Below are 15,455 nucleotides of genomic sequence, written 5' to 3' on the forward strand. Positions count from 1 at the left end.
TCAAGCCCCCATTTCAGAGTAATGCCTGTGAAAATACGTGTTTTGGTTCTGACCCTGCTCGCTTTGCAGGCGGGCGCAGGCTTTGCGCCGCGCGCGCTGGCCAGCGACAACGCTGCCGCCCTGCACGCCACTCAGCCTGAGCTGGCCTCCGGCAGCGCGATGGTCGTCGATATGCAAACCCATAAGGTGATGTACGCGCGCAACCCGGATGAAGTGGTGCCGATCGCCTCGATCACCAAACTGATGACCGCCATGGTCACGTTGGACGCGCACCTGCCGCTCGACGAGATGCTGTCGGTGGACATCCACCAGACGCCGGAGATGAAAGGGGTGTATTCACGGGTGCGGCTGAACAGCGAAATCAGCCGCAAGGATATGCTGCTGCTGGCGCTGATGTCGTCGGAAAACCGCGCGGCCGCCAGCCTGGCGCACCACTATCCGGGGGGCTACAACGCCTTCATCAAAGCGATGAACGCCAAGGCCAGGGCGCTGGGTATGACCAACACCCATTACGTCGAACCGACCGGGCTCTCTATTCATAACGTGTCGACGGCGCGCGATCTGACCAAACTGCTGATCGCCACCAAGCAATATCCGTTGATCGGCCAGCTCAGCACCACCACTGAGCGCATGGCCAGCTTCAAGGATCCCAACTACACGCTGCCGTTCCGCAACACCAACCACCTGGTGTACAACCCGAAATGGAACATTCAGCTGACCAAGACCGGCTTCACCAACCAGGCGGGGCACTGCCTGGCGATGCGCACCATGATCGGCAACCGCTCGGTGTCGCTGGTGGTGCTGGACGCCTTCGGCAAATACACCCACTTCGCCGACGCCAACCGTCTGCGCAGCTGGATTGAAACCGGCAAGGTGACGCCGATCCCGGCCGCTGCCCGCGACTATCGCCGCCAAAAAGACGCCCGTCTGGCGAAGAACGACAGCGAATAACCCGCCTGACGGCCTGCTCGTTTGCAGCAGGCCGCTATCGGCCCTCGGGCCGTCTGATGACAAATCCCCGCTCGCGATCGCCGTCGAAACCCGCTTTGAGATAAAGCTGGTGCGCGCCGGTGCGTTGCTGCCCCGACAGCAGCATCACCTTGTAACAGCCTTTACGCCAGGCCAGCTGCAGCGCGTATTCAATCATGGCGAGCGCCACGCCGTGGCCGCGGTAGGGCTCCGTCGTCACCACGTGTTCGATGACGCCGAACGGTTGCGCCTGGTGCGCCAGCCCCGGGATCAGCGCCAGCATGCAGGTGGCGATCGGCTGTTCCTCGTCCGCCGCCACCACCAGGCGGATCGCCGGATCGTCCAGCAGGCGTTGCAGGGTGCGGCGCGCGTCGTCGGCGCGCAGCGGCGCGTCCTGCGGGCGCAGCTCGCGATACAAGGCTAACAGGCCGTTGAGATCGTCCGGCTGCGCCAGGCGATGAATGATGCTCATGATTGCTCCTTTCCGCCGCTTCAACGGTAATCCGCTATCCTCCATTAATACTACAACGATTGTCGGAGGGGATGTTATGAGTCAGGTTTCGACCTTTGTCATGTTCCAGGGAGAGGCGCAGCGGGCGATCGACCTTTACAGCCAGGTGTTCGAGCGTTTTCGGCTCATGCAGGTGCAGCATTACGATCCGACGCCGGACGGCCGGCGGTTGATCAAGCATGCGTCCATCGATTTCGACCGGCAGAACCTGGTGTTTACCGATAGCCCGATCAGCCATGACTTCAGCTTTACCCCGGCGGTGTCGTTGTTCATCAACCTGCCTAACGAAGAGGCGCTTGAACAGGCCTTTCACCGCCTGGCGGAGGGCGGCAAGGTGCTGATGCCGCTCGATGACTACGGTTTCAGCGCCCGTTTCGGTTGGCTCAACGATCGTTTCGGGCTCTCCTGGCAGCTCAATGTGCCGGCGGGGGATCTGCCCTGAGCTCAGCGCGCGGCGTGCAAAAGGGATGGTAGCGCCTGCGGTTGTTTCATATGCTTATCGCCATGGCGGCAGGGCTCTCTGCCGTAGGAAATACCGACAACATCATGGAAAGGTGCGCTTTGATTGATTTTGACCGCTATGTTGAGCAAGCGAAGTCTTACGGCGAGTGGCCGGGGGCGCAGGTGGGCACGTTGTCCGGTTGCGTCGAGGGGTTGAGCTATCGCCTGTATCGGCACGCTGCCGAGAGTGAAGACGTGATGGTGGTGTATCACGGCGGCGGGGTTAACAGCGCCGCCGGGTATGACGTCCTGGCGCGCCAGCTGGCGGCCGAGCCAACGCTCGCGGTGTGCCTGGTGGATATCCGCGGACATGGCGATTCCACGGGAGAGCGGGGGACGGTTGAGCGGCCTGAGCGTATTTGGCGCGATGTCGATGTCATCCTGGCGGAAATGCGCCGCCGGTTTCCGTTGGCGCGCAGGCACCTGCTTGGCCATTCCAGCGGCGCCGGGATGTTGCTCAACTACCTGACCCGCTATCCTGGCGAGCAGCAGGCGGATAGCCTGATCCTGCTGGCACCCGAGCTGGGGCCATTTTCCGGCATAGCCCGCGATCTGGCGGTGACGGCTCGTTTTGCCCAGGTGCGTCAATGGCCTTTTGTGGCCAATGCGCTTAGCGGTGGGCGATGGTTTGGGCAATCTCGGGCGGTCAGCCTGAATTTTCCCCCGGCCGTACTGGCCGCCTCCCCCGATTTTATCTGCCAATACAGCGTTAATATGGCTAACGCCTTGACGCCTCGCGCCCCGGCCAAGCAACTGGCGGCGCTGCGATTGCCGACCTTGCTGCTGGCGGCCGCGCAGGACGAGTTGTTCAATGCGCAAGCGATGCAGCGCTTCGTCGAACAGCATGGCAACGCCCAAACCGCCTTTGGTTTGCTTGAAGGCAGCACGCATTTATCGTGCGTATTTGATGCCCACGGCCCGGTTCTTCAACATATCTCACGCGCGTTCGCTCTCGGAGCTGGTGAGGGGCTGGCGGGCGAGAGGTTTTAACGTCCACCCGGCGTTTTCCGCGATCCTCCCATATCCTTTCATGACGCTTTACCGCTATGCTAAACATAGAATGGCCCGTGAATATGAAAAGGATGAATCATTTTGGCAGGAAGTAGCTTACTCACTCTCATCGACGACATCGCCTCGTTGCTGGACGATGTCTCTTTAATGAGCAAGATGGCGGCAAAAAAAACCGCCGGGGTGCTGGGGGACGATCTGGCGCTCAACGCGCAGCAGGTCACCGGCGTTAAAGCCGACCGTGAACTGCCGGTGGTGTGGAGCGTCGCCAAAGGCTCGTTGATCAACAAGGCGATCCTGGTGCCATTGGCGCTCTTGATCAGTGCCTTCGCGCCCTGGGCGATTACGCCGCTGCTGATGGTGGGCGGCGCCTACCTGTGCTACGAAGGGTTCGAAAAGGTGTTCCACAGCCTGAGCCACGGCAAGCCGGCGCAGGAGGAGAAATCGGACGGGCCCGGCGCCAATGAGGATGCCGCAGCCTATGAGAAGCGCAAGGTGAAAGGGGCGATACGCACCGACTTTGTGCTGTCCGCCGAGATCATCGCCATCACGCTGGGCACCGTCGCCGGCGCCACCTTCAGCCAACAGGTGATCGTCTTGTGCGGCATCGCCGTCGTGATGACGCTCGGCGTGTACGGCATTGTTGCCGGCATCGTCAGGCTGGACGATCTGGGGCTGTATCTGAGCCGCAAAGGCAGCGCGTTGGCGCGCGCCATCGGCAGCGGCATCGTGCGCGCCGCGCCTTATCTGATGAAAACGCTGTCGATCGTCGGCACTGTCGCCATGTTTATGGTCGGCGGCGGTATTCTGACCCATGGTTTGCCGCCGGTGCATCACCTGTTCGAAGATTGGGCCTCGTACACCACCGTGGTGCCGACGTTTGGCCATCTTTTGCAGGGTGTGGTTCCGGCCCTGCTGAACGTGGCGTTCGGGCTGGTGGCCGGCGGCGTGGTGCTGGCGGTGGTATCGGCGCTGGGGGCGGTACGCGCGCGTTTCAAGGCATGATGAAAAGTCTCGCCCCGGAAGGGGCGGGACGTATTAAGCGCATTAAAAGATCAGTTTGAGAACGCCGGTAATCGTCAACAAACCCACGATAAAGATGATGGCGACTATCCACAGAATAATTTTCATTTGATTCTCCCTTACCGGTTAAAGGTGGCGCGCGATTGGCGCTAACTCAATGAAATCACTCTTCACTATAGACGCTAACTCCCTATCGTGCGTCGCCATGCCTTCAAGGATGCTGATTGTCGCCCGCGCCCAGCGCGCGCTGCATGATGTGGGTGTCGCGCCATTCCCCCAGCTTGAATCCCACGGCCTTTAACGTCCCGACGCTGGTAAAGCCGAGCGACTGGTGCAGCGCCAGCGAGCCGCGGTTGGCGGCGGAATCACCGACGATCGCCAGCATCTGGCGCCAGGGACCTTGCTCGCAGCGGGCGATCAGCGCGCTCAGCAGCGCCTTGCCGACGCCTTTGCCCTGCTGCCCTTCGGCGATATACACCGAGTCTTCCACGGTAAAGCGATAGGCCGGCCGGGGGCGATACGGCGTGGCATAGCAGTAGCCCACAATACGGCCTTCACTTTTCGCCACCAGCCAGGGCAGCCCGGCTGCTTGCACCTTGGCCAGCCGCAGCTGCATTTCCGCCAGCGTCGGCGGTTGTTCTTCAAACGAGGCGGCTCCGTGCAGCACGTGGTGGGTGTAAATACGCTGCACGGCGGCTATATCGTCCGGCGTGGCGTCAAGGAGGCTGAGTACGGGAGCGGAGAGCGTCATGGTGATGGCTGTTTACCTTGAAAATCAGCGGATAAACGCCATTATGCGCGCCGCTTGCCGCCGGGGTAAATCGGGTTTTCTTATGGTGAGATAAGAAAACCCTATGGGGTCGTCAACCGCGCATCAGCCGGGGTAGAAAGGCTGAGGGGGCAAGAGCGGAAAGATAAGAAATCGGTGGGCGCTTGATAGGCAAAAGCCCAGCTGGATGGCTGGGCTTCGCAGGTCCCTGAAAGGGAGGGTATAGCATAAGGGCCTTTATCGGCTACGGCGACAATTTCACCTGATTTGTCTGTTTTGTCAACAACAGCGTACTGGTCAGAACAGCATATTTTTGGCATTGATCGACTTAATGACGGCGCGTTGTGTGTCAGCAACAAGCTCGCGCGACAGACACTGGGTAAGAAAGCCTCTCTCTTTACGGGCTCTGTTCAGCCGTTGGCGGCTGACTTGCTGCACCAGATCGCCCTTTGCCCAGCGGGTTTGCGGATGAAAGAATCTCATATCTTCGATGAGTTCACGCGTAATTTCGATGTGCAATCCCCGTTCGATCTTGTTCGAATCTCTGGTGGTCGACAGCGGTACGATAATGCAGGCGTTGCCGTTAATTTTGCCATTTAACACAACAACTAAACGGTTCTTCACCATTTCTGGTGGAATGTGGCCATCATAAAAGCCGGCTTCATGCGGTTGGCAGACTGATAGGGGAGAGTTGCCATAGTTGCACTCAAGAATTTCCCCGACCTTGGGGGCAAATTTGATCGGCATCGAGACACTCCTTTGTTGTGAACAATCCGTGTTATGGAGGAATGAGCATGCGGGCGTTTTGCTTTTAGAGAAAGGTGTGGCGTAAGGAAACGGGGAATGAAAGTGAAATATTGCGGATTCGTACGCAGAATCCGCCTTGATGGTGGCCGAATTTACCAGCCTTTCACCGCGCCGCCGTTGAAGATTTTCTCGGCGGCCTTGGCCACTTCGTCCGACTCATAGGCCTTGATGAAGTTCTGCACGTTCGGCGCGTCCTTGTTGTCTTCGCGGGTGACGATGATGTTGGTGTACGGCGAGTCTTTATCCTCGATGAAGATACCGTCTTTGGTCGGCGACAGGCCGGTCTGGTTGATGTAGGTGGTGCTGATGACGGCGACGGTGACTTTCGGATCGTCCAGTACGTGCGGCAGCTGCGCGCCTTCCAGCTCCATGATCTGGTAATGATGCGGGTTGGCGCTGATATCCAGCGCGGTAGGCAGCAACCCTTTGCCAGGCTTCAGGCTAATCAGCCCGGTTTTTTCCAGCAGCAGCAGGGCGCGCCCCAGGTTGGTCGGATCGAGCGGGATGGCGATCACCGCGCCGTCCGGCAGCTCTTTCAGCGATTTTATCTTTTTGGAGTAGCCGGCCATCGGGAAGACGAAGGTATTGCCGACCGCCACCAGCTTATAGCCGTGATCTTTGTTTTGCTGTTCGAGGAATGGGCGGTGCTGGAACACGTTGGCGTCCAGTTCTCCCTTGTCGGTGGCGTCGTTCGGCAGCAGCGAGCCGCTGAAGCCGACCAGCTCGACGTCCAGCCCGTATTTCTCTTTCGCCACCTGCCTGGCGACTTCCGCCACGTCCTGTTCCGCGCCGTTGATGACGCCGACTTTGATATGGTTTTGGTCGGTTTTTTGGTCGCAGCCCTGAAGCGCCAATACGGCGGCGAAGGCCGCCGCCAGAGGGGTGATACGCCAGCGTAAGGTCATCGAACTCTCCCTGAAAAGAACAATAAAATCAGTTGGTTTTTGTTCTTACAGCTAAGCCTGAACTGCCGATGAAGTCAAACGCTCGTTCAGCATAAACGGCTATAGCTTATAGCCGTTATGCGGTGGGGGATTATCGGCTGAGCGAACGCAGCACGACGATGCCCGGCGTAGCCATCACGTAATCCATAAAGGGCGAATCGACCACCCGCATGTTGGTTTTGCGCGAAGAGGCGTTGCGCAGCACCGGGCCGTTGTCGGTCATGACGAAGATGCCGGTATGGGTCACGTCCAGCCCGGCGAGGTTGGTGTAAATGCCGATGTAGTCGCCGGTGCGCAGCTGGGCCAGTACCTTGTCGTCGACGCGGTCGCTGGGGATATAGGTCACGCTGCGCTGTACGTCGGGCAAGCCGGGCAGGTAGCTGCCGCCGTCGGCTTTCTGATTGAGGTTTTTCACGAGGCTGACGGCGTGCGGGCTGAGCTGGGCGGTGATGTCTTCGGCCACTTTTTTCGGCCGCTGCGCCCAGTCGGTGAAGAAGTGTTTGCGCTGCGGGAAGGCGATTTTGCCGTCGACATAGCGGATGTCCACCAGGCGCTGAACGAACTCGGCTTCGCTGCGGGCGGTGCTGAGCGCTTCGACATAATCGATGTAGGTGAAGCAATCCAGCCCGCGGAAGTCGATCACCAGTTGCTCGGGCGTGCTCTGCGAGCCGATCAGGCGGTTGGCGAGGTAGGGCGTGCCGAGGAATTCGCGCGAAATCAAATCGACGGTGCGGCCATGCGGCTGCACGGCGGGCCAACCGGCGCGCAGCGCGAGGATCTCACGCAGCTTGCTGCGGGTGCTGTCATCCATCTGCGGTTGCAGGTTCGGCGGCGAAACGGCGGCGTCGGTCGGCGGCGTTGCGGGGGTGACGGCGGTGGGGCGATCGGCGCATCCGCTCATGGCGATAGCTAACATCAGTAAAACAGCCTTGTTCTTGTTCATACGGCCCTCCATGGGTGTCGCTGGTTTATCAGAGTAAGTGATAACAGTTCTCATCCGATGGTAGGGGTTAAAAAGTAAACATAGCCTCAATGGCAATCGATAAATCAGTAACCGATTTCGCTATTGAACGGCAAATACCAGAACAGCGCGATTTCGTGATCGGCGATCTCCGGCTCGGCGCGGTACAGCAAACGATCGATGCCGCCGAGAATAAACCCGTAATGCTGGTAGCAGCGGCAGGCCGCCAGGTTGTTGTTCTGCGTTTCGAGCATCATACCTGAGGTTTCCTGCTGCCGCGCCCACTGTTTGGCGCAGTCCAGCAGCGCCCCGGCGATGCCCTGACGGCGCGCGTCAGCGCTGACGGCGATCTCGTCGATCAGGGTGTAACCGTTCCAGTTTTTGCTCAGCGTAATATGGCCAACGGCGTCGTCCTGGCGATACGCCAGGAAGGTCACGCTGTCTTCGTTGGCGAACGGCGCCAGCGGATACTGCTTGCGAAACGGTGCCACCGGGCGGGTTGGCCAGCTGTCCACCGGGCTGTCGAACTGCGGCAGGGCGTAACAGGCGATGGTGAAGCTGAAATCGCCGCGGGCCAGATAATCGTCGGGCAACGTCTCAATGGCCGCGATGCGGACGGCCGGGGTCATTATGGCAGCTCCCGCAGCAGACGCGCCGGGTTGCCGGCGTAGATCCCCTTGCGGGTGATGTCGCGGGTCACGACCGCCCCGGCGCCGATCACCGCGTCGCTGCAGATCTCCACCGCCAGGATCGTGGCGCCGGAGCCGATGGACACCCGATCGCCGATGCAGGTGCGCCCCCAGCTGGCCGGATCGGCATTGGGCGCGCCGTCTTTGAACAGATCGTTGGCGAAGGTGACGCCGTGGCCGACAAAGCACGCTTCGCCGAGGGTGACGTATTCGCAGATAAAGCTGTGCGACTGAATTTTACTGCGCGCGCCGATGCTGACGTGGCGCTGGATCTCGACGAACGGGCCGACGAAGACATCGTCACCGAGCCGGCAACCGTACAGATTGCAGGGTTCGATCACGGTAACGTTGCGCCCGGCTTCGACGTCGACGATCCCCGCCTGGCGGGTGGTGATAACGGATGACATGACCTTCCTCACAGCCTGGTTTTCATGGTGGGAGTATAAGACAAAGCGCCGCGGCGTTGCGCTTTCCGCACGTTTTTTCGCCGAAAGACTATAATTAGCACAGGGGAGAGAGCCCCGTGGCCGCAATCCTCGCACGGGTAGCAGTCCGTCAGAGGTGTGAAATTCGTTCGCCGATCGCGGCCTACGGCGAGATTGGAGGTGTCTCATGGTCAGTCATGTTTGGGGACTTCTGGCGCATCCCAGCGCCGAGTTCGAACAGATCAAAAGCGAGAATGAAAGCGTCTCGCACCTATACACCCATCACGTGTTGCTCTTGGCAGCCATCCCGGTGGTCTGCGCCTTTATCGGCACCACCCAGTTGGGCTGGCTCTCCGGCGAGGGACATGCCATCAGGCTCGACATGTTTACCGCGCTTTATACCGCCGTGGCGTTCTACCTGCTGATGCTGGCGGGCGTAGCGGCCATGGGGAAAGTCATTCACTGGATGGCGCGGCGTTATGAATCGCGCCCCAGCCTGCACCGCTGCATGGTGTTCGCCGGCTACGTGGCGACCCCGATGTTCCTCAGCGGGATTGTGGCGCTCTATCCGGTCGTCTGGCTGTGTCTGTTTGTCGGCATTATCGGCCTGTGCTATTCGGGCTATCTGCTGAATCTGGGGATCCCGCACTTCCTGAATATCGACAGTAAGGAAGGGTTCATCTTCTCCAGCTCGACCTTCGCTATCGGCATCCTGTTGCTCGAGCTGCTGCTTGGGGTGACGGTGCTGCTGTGGGGGTACGGTTCCTGGTTGTTCTGAGTTAACGGCTGTTGTTATCGCCCCCGCGCCGCTGGAACGGCGCGGGGGCTTTTGCTTTTATGCGTGGCGGAAAACCAGCATCACGCCGAGCACGATGCCCGCCATCCCCAACAGGCTCAGCGCGGCCAGCGCGTGGCCGAGCAGCAGATAATCCAGCAGGGCGGTCACCGCCGGGATCAGATAGAACAGGCTGGTGACCTGCACCAGGTTGCCGCGCTGGATCAGGCGATACAGCAAGAACGTCGCCAGCACCGAGATCACCACCGCCATCCACAGCAGCGGCAGCACGAACTCAGGCCGCCAGTCGACCCGCAGCGGCTCAAACGGCAGCGCCAGCGTACACATCAATAGCCCGATGGCATACTGCAGCGGCAAGACCGCCAGCGGCGGCTGCGTCATGCCCTTTTGCAGCAGGGTGCCGGCGGTCATGCTCCCCAATGCGATAAAGGCGAACAGCATGCCGCTCGGCGAGAAATGAGCCACCATCAGGCTTTGGTACACCACCAGCGTCAGCCCGGCCATCGCCAGCGCCAGCCCGAATGCGCGCAGCCCGGTGCAGCGCCGTTCGGTGATGAACTGGGTGAGGATCGGCTGTACGCCGAGCAATGTGGCCAGCACGCCGGGCGTAATGCCCTGTTCCAACGCCAGCAGATAGCAGATCTGATAGCTGCCGATCATCAACACGCCGATCAGCGCGACGCGCCGGCGGGTGCCGGGGGCGGGCAGGCACTGGCGCCGCCACAGGCCGATGGCCAACAGCACCGCCAGCGCGATGGCGCAGCGGAAGAACAGAAAAGCGAAGGCGGAGGCGTGCTCCAATCCCCAACGGGAGAAGATCGCGCCGCTGCTCCAGAGCAGGACGAACAGCGTAGCCAGGCCGGCATTGGCCCAGAGAGAAGGTAATCGCATATCAATTTCACCTGTCGTGAAAATTACAGGCTCCGGCGCGCGCGGCGGTCTACGCCTGAACGCAACAGATCACTAAGCCGGAGGTAAAAAGTCGGTTTGGCTTAACGCACAACCACAAGGCGTGGCGGGTAAGCGGCAACCGCAGAAACGACAGAAGAAACGGCGGGTGGGGCAGAGGAAGCACACAGCAAAACGACGGCCGGAACGGTCGCGTTTGTCGGATCTGTACTGTGCGCCAGATAGGTCATGTGAGTTCCTGAAAATCGGGATTGAGACGAATCGCTTCAAACATAACCAAGTTCAGCGGGGCGTGCAATCGGAAATCACAGAGATATTAATGATAATGAAAATCATTATCATTAATAAAAAGGTGTGCTATGTTGCTTTAACCACGCCGTTTTGACGCAGGGCGTGGCTTGCCCTCTGCCTTGCTTCACGCAGCGCGTGCGGCATAAGAGTTTGCGATTCGCTTTTGCAGAAGGCGAGCAATCGTGGTAAAAACACTGGTATGTTATAATATAACAATTTATGCATGATGAATTCAGCTCACGACATCCTCCATGTTGATGGAGTTAGCCTGACCGGCCACGGCGGGGCATTGATACTCGACAACATCCATTTCGCGCTCCGCGCCGGTGAGAAGCTGGCGGTGATCGGCCCCAACGGCAGCGGCAAGTCCAGCCTGTTGCGCACCCTGATCGGCGAAACGCGGCCGGACAGCGGCGGCATTTACTGGCGAGGGCGCGCCTTGTCCGCGTGGCCGGCGGCGGAGCGCGCCAGAAGCATCGCCTTTCTGGCGCAAAACGATCTGCCGGATTTGCGGCTTTCGGTTGAGGATTACGTGGCGTTGGGCCGTTTACCGCATGGCGAACGCTCTGCGACGGGAAAGCGCATCGTTGATGAGGCCATCGGGGAAACCGGGCTGGCGCCGCTCAGGCACCACCCGTTGGGGCGGCTCTCGGGCGGCCAGCGCCAGCGCGCCGCACTGGCCCGGGCGTTGGCGCAGTCTCCCGAGCTGTTGTTGCTGGATGAACCGACCAATCATCTCGATCCGCCCGGGCGCTCGGCGCTGCTGTCGTTAGTGAAAAATAAAGATATCGCCGTGATTGCGGTGCTGCACGATTTGCCCGTGGCGGAGGCGTTTGCCGATCGGATCCTGGTGCTCAACGAAAGCCGCCAGGTAGCCTGTGGTACGCCCGAGGCGGTGTTGCAGACCCCGGTGATTTTGCCGGTGTTCGGCATGAACAGTTTCAAGGTGGCGCACCCCGTCAGCGGGAAAACGCTGCGTATTTTTGACGTTCCCCATTGCGCTTGATAAACCAGAGAGAAATATGAACACACGCGTATTCCCCCTGCTCCTGCTCCTGCTGCTGGCCGGTGGGGCGGCGGCGGCCGAAAAATTTCCCGTCACCATAGACAGCTGCGGTTCGCCGATCGCCTTCAACCAGGCGCCTCAACGCGCCGTCATCAACGACATCAACATGGCCGAGATGGCTTTTGCGCTCCATCTGCAGGATCGCATTGTCGGGCTGACCGGCATCACCGGCTGGTACAAACTGACGCCCGACTTCAAGGCCGCGATGGGCGCCATTCCCGAACTGGCGCCGAAATATCCCGCTTTGGAAACGTTGCTGGCGGCGCAGCCGGATTTCTTCTTCGCCGGCTGGAATTACGGCATGAAGATCGGCGGCGACGTCACGCCGGAGAAGCTCGCCCCGTTCGGCATCAAAACGCTGGTGTTGAGCGAGAGCTGCGTGCAGGCCGGCGGGCGGCCGCAGAAGGCCGATATGAACCTGCTGTATGACGATGAGCTAAAGCTCGGCAAGATTTTCGGCAAGCCGCAAGAGGCAGCCGCGTTGGTTGAAGGCTGGCGCCGCCGGTTAGCCGCGCTGCCAGTCAGGCCGGCGGGTCAGACGCCGCTTAAGGTGTTCGTCTATGACTCGGGGGAGGAGAAGCCTTTTACCAGCGGCAAATACGCCATGCCGACGGCGATCATCGAAGCGGCGGGCGGCCGCAACGTGATGGACGGTTTGCCGGCGAGCTGGACGACGGCGTCCTGGGAGGCGGTGGCGGCGGCCGAGCCCGACTTCATTATTCTGCTGGATTACCAGACCGGTTCGGGGGCCGATGCGCTGCGGCGTTTCCTCGAATCTCACCCGTTGATGAAATTGACCCCCGCGGTACGGCACCACCGTTATCTGAAACTGCAGTATGCGGAGCTGACGCCGGGGCCGGCCAACATCGGCGCGGTGGAAAAGCTGGCGCGGGCGCTGTACGCGCCGGAGGCTGAATGAACTCGCCGACCCGGCGATTTATGCTGCTCGCGCCGCTGGCGCTGTCGGTATTGTGTGGGCTAATGATCTGGAGCCTGCAGCTGGGCAGCGTCGCGCTGTCATGGCGGCAGGCGTTGGCGGCGTTAGGGTTCGGTTCGGCGCCCCTCTCCGGCATGCTGGATACCATCGTCGTGCAACTGCGAATGCCCAGAGCCCTGTTGGCGGCGTTGACCGGCGCCGGGCTGGCGATGACCGGCGCGTTGCTGCAGACCACCACCCGCAATGAGCTGGCCGATCCTTTTCTGTTTGGGCTCTCCTCCGGCGCCTCCGCCGGCGCGGTGCTGGTCATCACGCGCTTCGGCGATGCGCTGGGCGCGCTGACGTTGCCGCTGTCCGCTTTCGCCGGCGGCATTTTGTCCGCGATGGCGGTGATGATCCTGTTTCGCGTCAGCCGGGTCAGGCGCGCCGAGCAGCTGATCGTCTGCGGCCTGGCGGTCTCGTTTTTGTTCAGCGCGCTCACCAGCTACCTGGTGTTTTCCGGCGATCAGCGGGCGGCCGGTTCGGTGTTGTTCTGGTCGCTGGGCGGGCTGGGGCTGGCGCGTTGGGATAATCTGTTCATTCCGTTGGCGAGTTTCGTGCTGCTGGCCGGGTTTACGGCGCTGCGTTGGCGGGCGCTGGACGCGCTGCTGGCGGGCGAGCACACCGCCCATTCGATGGGGGTCAACGTCGCGCGCCTGCGCACCGAGACCTTTCTGTGCTGCGCACTGTCCACGGCGTTTCTCGTTTCGCTGACGGGCGTGATCGGTTTTGTCGGGCTGATGGTGCCTTATCTGGCCCGGCGCCTGGTGGGCGTGCGCCACCGCTTGTCCGTGCCGATGTGCGGCCTGCTGGGGGCGATGCTGCTGACCGGCGGCGACATGCTCAGCCGCAGCCTGATCCCCAATCAGGAGCTGCCCATCGGCATCATTACGGCGGGGCTGGGGGGCGCGTTCATCGTCTCCTTGCTGCTGCGCGCGGAACGCTGAATGGGCCATTGAAGGTCAACAGGAAGGTGAGGTGGCCCGCGTCGGCAGGCCAATCGGGCGCTCTTAGCGGGGGGCTTCGGCCCAGCCTTTGCGTTTGCTGGTTTTGCCGATGCCGGGGTTGAAGCTGTTGGTCGGATCGGCGGTGCGGTAGAACGCCTGCAGATCCGGTTTGGCGTGGTACAGGTGGCCGACATTATGCTCCGCCGGGTACTCGGCGCCGCGCCGGTTGAGGATCTCGAGCATCTTTTCTTTCAGTGCATGGCTGTCCACGCCTTTTTTCACCACGTAGTCCTGGTGGAAGACGTGGCACATAAAGTGGCCGTAATACAGCTTATGCACCAACTGACTGTCGATTTCCGGCGGCAGCGTTTCGAACCAGTCGGTGTCGTTGCGGCGCAGGGCGATGTCCAGCGCCAGAATATCCTCCACCTTGTCGGCGTGCACCGCGTGGTAGCGCACCGCGGCGCCGGCGGCGGCGAAGCGGTGCAGGAAGGCCTTTTTGCCTTCGTCAGGCGTGCAGGCGAAGAAGGCGCCTTCGGCCTGGGCGAAATAGTCGGTCAGGTAGCGCTGCGCTTCGTCTACGCCGGGGCCGGCCATCTTCAGCAGCAGATGGTGTTCGAAACGTTCGCGGTATTCCTTCATGCGTTTCGGCAGGTGGCTCGGCGCCAGATGGCTCAGGCCCTGCATCAGCCGATCGGTCAGGTTGTGCGGCAGCAGCGGCAGCTTGTTGAGGCTGGCGTCCATGCGGCCTTTCAGGGTGAAGAAGCGCGGCATCTGATCGGTGCCGAGCTTGTCGATCATCATGAAGGTGTCTTTGCCGTACACCTCGGCGATGTCGAAGATATCGCGGTGCATGTATTCACCGGCCACCGGCAGGTTTTCGAATTTGCTCAGCATGTGGCGGCGCAGTTCGGTCAGCACCGCGGTGTCGTTGGTGCCGATATAGAACACCTGCTCTTTGCCCTCTTTCTCGAAGGTGTCAAGCCGCACCGCGAACACTGCCAGCTTGCCGGCGCAGCCGGAAGCTTCGTACAGGCGGCGTTTGTCGGCGTTGAAGCGGGAAGGGGTGTCGGCATCGACGTCGCGCACCCGGCTGGCGTATTCGTTATCCGAGGCGCGCAGCTCACCGTATTCGACGTCCTCCGGGCGATAGTCGCCTTTTTCCAGCCGGGTGAGGATCTCTTCCGGCGTGTCGCCAAGCCGGATGCCCAGATGGTTCACCAGGCGCAGCTGGCCGTCTTCCCCCAGCTGGGCGTACAGTGCCATTTCGGTATAGGCCGGGCCGCGTTTCACCAGCGAGCCGCCGGAGTTGTTGCACACGCCGCCGATCACCGAGGCGCCGATGCAGGAAGAGCCGATCACCGAATGCGGTTCGCGGCCGTAGGGTTTGAGCAATTTCTCGAGGTGGTGCAGGGTGCTGCCGGGAAAACCGACCACCTGCTTGCCGTTGTCCAGCACCTGAATATGATCGAGGCGCAGGGTACTGACGATGACGATATCACGGTCATAGTCGTTGCCGCTGGGGGTTGAGCCCTCGGTCAGGCCGGTATTGGCGGCCTGCATGATGACGATTTTGTCGGCGGCCACGCAGGCCTGCAGAATGCGCCACAGCTGCAGCAGGCTGGTGGGAAACACCACCGCCAGCGCCTGGCCTTCGCCGGAGCGGAAGCCCTTGCGATAACGCTCGGTGTTGCGATCGCCGGTCAACAGCTGCGGGCCGCCGACGATGTCCTTAAGCTGATTGATAAACGTCTGATTGCCTGACTGCATGCTGCCTGTCTCCCTGTCATCCCCGTCGCCTTAACCGCGGCGCCGGAGTGCCGCGCAATAAGCTAAGAGGTTATCAATTAAATAACTTATTAA

18 protein-coding genes are annotated in these 15,455 nt (G+C 60.9%); 8 read left to right on the forward strand and 10 right to left on the reverse strand.

The window, feature by feature from the left end:
- Positions 1 to 21: 21 nt before the first annotated feature.
- Positions 22 to 951: a D-alanyl-D-alanine endopeptidase gene (gene pbpG / locus ACJ8QF_RS02020; protein WP_015377045.1), complete on the forward strand. Its 930-nt coding sequence runs from the start codon at positions 22 to 24 to the stop codon at positions 949 to 951.
- 34 nt (positions 952 to 985) lie between these two features.
- Here the strand turns inward: pbpG and ACJ8QF_RS02025 are convergent, their stop codons facing one another.
- A complete protein-coding gene (locus ACJ8QF_RS02025; RefSeq protein WP_265260859.1) occupies positions 986 to 1,441 on the reverse strand; it encodes a GNAT family N-acetyltransferase in 456 nt (151 codons plus the stop codon).
- 76 nt (positions 1,442 to 1,517) lie between these two features.
- Here ACJ8QF_RS02025 and ACJ8QF_RS02030 point away from each other — a divergent pair, with 76 nt between their 5' ends.
- From ACJ8QF_RS02030 to ACJ8QF_RS02040, 3 genes are all read left to right on the forward strand, one after another.
- Complete coding sequence (locus tag ACJ8QF_RS02030) at positions 1,518 to 1,922, forward strand: VOC family protein (RefSeq protein WP_033633845.1); 405 nt, start codon at positions 1,518 to 1,520, stop codon at positions 1,920 to 1,922.
- Between the two features lie 50 nt (positions 1,923 to 1,972).
- Positions 1,973 to 2,971 (forward strand): alpha/beta fold hydrolase, encoded by a 999-nt coding sequence (locus ACJ8QF_RS02035; protein WP_286093958.1) that lies wholly within the window; start codon positions 1,973 to 1,975, stop codon positions 2,969 to 2,971.
- Positions 2,972 to 3,073: 102 nt separating this feature from the next.
- Positions 3,074 to 3,994, forward strand: coding sequence for a DUF808 domain-containing protein (locus tag ACJ8QF_RS02040; RefSeq protein WP_286093959.1), 921 nt, complete (start codon positions 3,074 to 3,076; stop codon positions 3,992 to 3,994).
- Between the two features lie 42 nt (positions 3,995 to 4,036).
- Here ACJ8QF_RS02040 and ACJ8QF_RS02045 read toward each other — a convergent pair whose 3' ends face one another.
- The 7 genes from ACJ8QF_RS02045 to ACJ8QF_RS02075 form a co-directional block, all read right to left on the reverse strand.
- Positions 4,037 to 4,120 carry a membrane protein gene (locus ACJ8QF_RS02045; protein ID WP_016928643.1) on the reverse strand — a complete coding sequence of 28 codons (84 nt, stop codon included), beginning with the start codon at positions 4,118 to 4,120 and terminating at the stop codon, positions 4,037 to 4,039.
- A 103-nt stretch (positions 4,121 to 4,223) separates the two neighbouring features.
- Complete coding sequence (locus ACJ8QF_RS02050) at positions 4,224 to 4,763, reverse strand: GNAT family N-acetyltransferase (protein ID WP_265260857.1); 540 nt, start codon at positions 4,761 to 4,763, stop codon at positions 4,224 to 4,226.
- Between the two features lie 315 nt (positions 4,764 to 5,078).
- The gene (locus ACJ8QF_RS02055; RefSeq protein WP_265260856.1) at positions 5,079 to 5,528 is read right to left on the reverse strand and encodes a type II toxin-antitoxin system PemK/MazF family toxin; all 450 of its coding nucleotides are present in this window, start codon (positions 5,526 to 5,528) and stop codon (positions 5,079 to 5,081) included.
- Between the two features lie 152 nt (positions 5,529 to 5,680).
- The gene (locus ACJ8QF_RS02060; RefSeq protein ID WP_033642272.1) at positions 5,681 to 6,493 is read right to left on the reverse strand and encodes a MetQ/NlpA family lipoprotein; all 813 of its coding nucleotides are present in this window, start codon (positions 6,491 to 6,493) and stop codon (positions 5,681 to 5,683) included.
- Positions 6,494 to 6,623: 130 nt separating this feature from the next.
- The gene (locus tag ACJ8QF_RS02065; RefSeq protein ID WP_265260854.1) at positions 6,624 to 7,475 is read right to left on the reverse strand and encodes a DUF1460 domain-containing protein; all 852 of its coding nucleotides are present in this window, start codon (positions 7,473 to 7,475) and stop codon (positions 6,624 to 6,626) included.
- Positions 7,476 to 7,579: 104 nt separating this feature from the next.
- Complete coding sequence (locus ACJ8QF_RS02070; RefSeq protein ID WP_076740455.1) at positions 7,580 to 8,122, reverse strand: GNAT family N-acetyltransferase; 543 nt, start codon at positions 8,120 to 8,122, stop codon at positions 7,580 to 7,582.
- Positions 8,122 to 8,589 carry an acyltransferase gene (locus ACJ8QF_RS02075; RefSeq protein WP_004939644.1) on the reverse strand — a complete coding sequence of 156 codons (468 nt, stop codon included), beginning with the start codon at positions 8,587 to 8,589 and terminating at the stop codon, positions 8,122 to 8,124. Before ACJ8QF_RS02075 ends, ACJ8QF_RS02070 begins: the two co-directional genes overlap by 1 nt.
- A gap of 205 nt (positions 8,590 to 8,794) precedes the next feature.
- On the opposite strand from ACJ8QF_RS02075, the gene ACJ8QF_RS02080 reads away from it, so the two are divergent.
- Positions 8,795 to 9,385: a Yip1 family protein gene (locus ACJ8QF_RS02080; protein WP_004939641.1), complete on the forward strand. Its 591-nt coding sequence runs from the start codon at positions 8,795 to 8,797 to the stop codon at positions 9,383 to 9,385.
- A gap of 57 nt (positions 9,386 to 9,442) precedes the next feature.
- On the opposite strand, the gene ACJ8QF_RS02085 is transcribed toward ACJ8QF_RS02080, so the two are convergent.
- Positions 9,443 to 10,294 (reverse strand): DMT family transporter, encoded by an 852-nt coding sequence (locus tag ACJ8QF_RS02085; protein ID WP_004939639.1) that lies wholly within the window; start codon positions 10,292 to 10,294, stop codon positions 9,443 to 9,445.
- Positions 10,295 to 10,892: 598 nt separating this feature from the next.
- Here ACJ8QF_RS02085 and ACJ8QF_RS02090 point away from each other — a divergent pair.
- From ACJ8QF_RS02090 to ACJ8QF_RS02100, 3 genes are read left to right on the forward strand one after another with little or no spacing between them, the layout of a single operon-like run.
- Entirely contained in the window at positions 10,893 to 11,609 is a 717-nt protein-coding gene (locus tag ACJ8QF_RS02090; protein WP_004939633.1) for an ABC transporter ATP-binding protein, read from the forward strand.
- A 16-nt stretch (positions 11,610 to 11,625) separates the two neighbouring features.
- On the forward strand, positions 11,626 to 12,588 hold the full coding sequence (locus tag ACJ8QF_RS02095; RefSeq protein ID WP_265260853.1) for an ABC transporter substrate-binding protein: 963 nt from the start codon (positions 11,626 to 11,628) through the stop codon (positions 12,586 to 12,588).
- Entirely contained in the window at positions 12,585 to 13,592 is a 1,008-nt protein-coding gene (locus ACJ8QF_RS02100; protein ID WP_265260852.1) for an iron ABC transporter permease, read from the forward strand. Before ACJ8QF_RS02095 ends, ACJ8QF_RS02100 begins: the two co-directional genes overlap by 4 nt.
- A 63-nt stretch (positions 13,593 to 13,655) precedes the next feature.
- Here ACJ8QF_RS02100 and dld read toward each other — a convergent pair whose 3' ends face one another.
- Positions 13,656 to 15,362, reverse strand: a complete 1,707-nt coding sequence (gene dld / locus ACJ8QF_RS02105) for a D-lactate dehydrogenase (RefSeq protein WP_076740453.1) — start codon at positions 15,360 to 15,362, stop codon at positions 13,656 to 13,658.
- Positions 15,363 to 15,455: the final 93 nt, after the last annotated feature.

The sequence above is a fragment of the Serratia sp. CY81684 genome, from assembly GCF_052166595.1.
Taxonomy (GTDB): domain Bacteria; phylum Pseudomonadota; class Gammaproteobacteria; order Enterobacterales; family Enterobacteriaceae; genus Serratia; species Serratia nematodiphila.

What these genes read in the sequence shown, in the direction of transcription:
- pbpG (WP_015377045.1), top strand. Translation starts at nt 22, where the DNA reads ATGCCTGTGAAAATACGTGTTTTGGTTCTGACCCTGCTCGCTTTGCAG.
- ACJ8QF_RS02025 (WP_265260859.1), bottom strand. Translation starts at nt 1,441, where the DNA reads ATGAGCATCATTCATCGCCTGGCGCAGCCGGACGATCTCAACGGCCTG.
- ACJ8QF_RS02030 (WP_033633845.1), top strand. Translation starts at nt 1,518, where the DNA reads ATGAGTCAGGTTTCGACCTTTGTCATGTTCCAGGGAGAGGCGCAGCGG.
- ACJ8QF_RS02035 (WP_286093958.1), top strand. Translation starts at nt 1,973, where the DNA reads ATGCTTATCGCCATGGCGGCAGGGCTCTCTGCCGTAGGAAATACCGAC.
- ACJ8QF_RS02045 (WP_016928643.1), bottom strand. Translation starts at nt 4,120, where the DNA reads ATGAAAATTATTCTGTGGATAGTCGCCATCATCTTTATCGTGGGTTTG.
- ACJ8QF_RS02050 (WP_265260857.1), bottom strand. Translation starts at nt 4,763, where the DNA reads ATGACGCTCTCCGCTCCCGTACTCAGCCTCCTTGACGCCACGCCGGAC.
- ACJ8QF_RS02055 (WP_265260856.1), bottom strand. Translation starts at nt 5,528, where the DNA reads ATGCCGATCAAATTTGCCCCCAAGGTCGGGGAAATTCTTGAGTGCAAC.
- ACJ8QF_RS02060 (WP_033642272.1), bottom strand. Translation starts at nt 6,493, where the DNA reads ATGACCTTACGCTGGCGTATCACCCCTCTGGCGGCGGCCTTCGCCGCC.
- ACJ8QF_RS02065 (WP_265260854.1), bottom strand. Translation starts at nt 7,475, where the DNA reads ATGAACAAGAACAAGGCTGTTTTACTGATGTTAGCTATCGCCATGAGC.
- ACJ8QF_RS02070 (WP_076740455.1), bottom strand. Translation starts at nt 8,122, where the DNA reads ATGACCCCGGCCGTCCGCATCGCGGCCATTGAGACGTTGCCCGACGAT.
- ACJ8QF_RS02075 (WP_004939644.1), bottom strand. Translation starts at nt 8,589, where the DNA reads ATGTCATCCGTTATCACCACCCGCCAGGCGGGGATCGTCGACGTCGAA.
- ACJ8QF_RS02080 (WP_004939641.1), top strand. Translation starts at nt 8,795, where the DNA reads ATGGTCAGTCATGTTTGGGGACTTCTGGCGCATCCCAGCGCCGAGTTC.
- ACJ8QF_RS02085 (WP_004939639.1), bottom strand. Translation starts at nt 10,294, where the DNA reads ATGCGATTACCTTCTCTCTGGGCCAATGCCGGCCTGGCTACGCTGTTC.
- ACJ8QF_RS02095 (WP_265260853.1), top strand. Translation starts at nt 11,626, where the DNA reads ATGAACACACGCGTATTCCCCCTGCTCCTGCTCCTGCTGCTGGCCGGT.
- ACJ8QF_RS02100 (WP_265260852.1), top strand. Translation starts at nt 12,585, where the DNA reads ATGAACTCGCCGACCCGGCGATTTATGCTGCTCGCGCCGCTGGCGCTG.
- dld (WP_076740453.1), bottom strand. Translation starts at nt 15,362, where the DNA reads ATGCAGTCAGGCAATCAGACGTTTATCAATCAGCTTAAGGACATCGTC.